This is a genomic window from Sulfurovum sp. bin170 (assembly GCF_010892395.1).
Taxonomy (GTDB): Bacteria; Campylobacterota; Campylobacteria; order Campylobacterales; family Sulfurovaceae; genus UBA1140.
The window spans coordinates 1-1,708 of the sequence record NZ_JAACKB010000258.1 but is presented as its reverse complement, the minus strand read 5'-3'; the positions used below and the strand labels follow the sequence as shown (position 1 = coordinate 1,708).

Below are 1,708 nucleotides of genomic sequence, written 5' to 3'. Positions count from 1 at the left end.
TCACGATTTCAAAGATGCAATAGAAATTGCACAAGATATATACTGGATTGGTATGTATCTTGAAAATGACCCCTTCCAATGCCACCCCTATTTAATTAAAAACGGTGACGAATCTATCCTTGTTGACCCAGGCTCAATGTTAGAGTTCCATGAGACAGTACGTAAAGTAAAAACTATTGTTGATATGAAATCAATCAAATACATTGTACTACATCATCAGGACCCAGACTTAGTAGCTGCAGTCCCTGAAATAGAAAAACTAATAGATAGAGATGACCTGCTCATTGTAACGCACTCTAGGATGTCTCTGCTCATTAAACACTATCTTGTTACTTCTGATTATTATGAGATTGATAAAAATGACAATCAACTCACAACTCCAAATGGATATAGATTAGAGTTTCATACTACTCCATACTGTCACTCCCCTGGTGCCTTTGTAAGTTATGAGCCAAAAACTAAAACTCTATTTTCAGGAGATATCTTTGGTGGTCTTGAGGAATCTTGGGAATTTTATGCTGATGAGACTTACTTTGAAAAAGCTAAACAGTTTCATCAAGAGTATATGCCGAGTAAAGATATATTTAACTACGCTTTAAAAAAAATAGAAAAACTAGATATAAATCTCATAGCCCCACAACACGGTTCTATAATTGAGAAAAAGTATATAGCTAATCTCATACGTGACATGAAAAATCTAGATTGTGGACTCTATATAGAAGAGAAATATAATAATGAACTTCTAGATACTATCAGCCAACTTCAAGAGAAAGAAAAAACTATTCAAGAGAAAGATAGACAACTCTTTGAGCAAAGTAAAAGAGCAGAAATGGGAGAGATGATAGGTAATATTGCTCATCAATGGCGTCAACCTCTCGCAATTATTAATACTATAGTTGCTATCTTACAAGAGAAGAACTCTATTACAGTTTTATCCCAAGAAGAGATTAAAGAGAAGCTGGAGAAGATGCAAACGCGTATTCTTTATATGTCTGATACCATTGAAGATTTTATGAACTACTATCGTCCAGATAAAGAAAAATCTTCTTTTAAAATAATTGATGCACTTACTCAAGCTTTAGAAGTTGCACATATCAACAATAAAGTAGAATTAACTATCAGTATAGATGAAAAATTGACTCTATATGGACTCAAAAATGAGTATATTCAAGTTATTGTTTCTATTCTTTCTAATATTCATGACTTAATCATCCAAAGGGAAATAAAAAGACCAGAGGTTGATATTAAACTCTACAAAGAGAACGGTTATGCTACTCTATCCGTAACAGACAATGTAGGTGGAATTAAAGATGAGAATTTATCTAAAATATTTAATCCATACTTCACAACAAAACATCAGTCTATGGGAACTGGACTTGGATTATATATTGCAAAGATGATAATAGAAGATACTATGGGTGGTTCACTGAGTGTTAACAATACAAGTGATGGAGTAACATTTACAATAAGGACGCCAGATGCAACTTGAAGAAAATGTAAGCATATTAGTTGCAGAGGATGAAGAAGAGCTTAGAGAGTATCTTGTAGAGTACCTACAACTATTTTTTAAAAATGTTTATTCTGCTAAATGTGGGCAAGAGGCCTATCTAATATATCTAGATAAAAGTCCGGATATTATCTTAAGCGATATTAATATGCCAAACTTGGATGGGCTAAGTATGATATCTAAGATACGAGAGCGAGACCT

General features: G+C 33.2%; 2 protein-coding genes. Both read left to right on the top strand.

Translation table 11 applies throughout. The features are described from left to right. The coding region (locus GSY74_RS06100) for an ATP-binding protein (RefSeq protein WP_255494559.1) at nt 1-1,489 on the top strand (1,489 nt) is incomplete at its 5' end. After that, nucleotides 1,479-1,708: response regulator transcription factor (locus GSY74_RS06095; RefSeq protein ID WP_164664212.1), on the top strand; the 230-nt coding region annotated here is incomplete at its 3' end. The genes GSY74_RS06100 and GSY74_RS06095, both read left to right, overlap by 11 nt.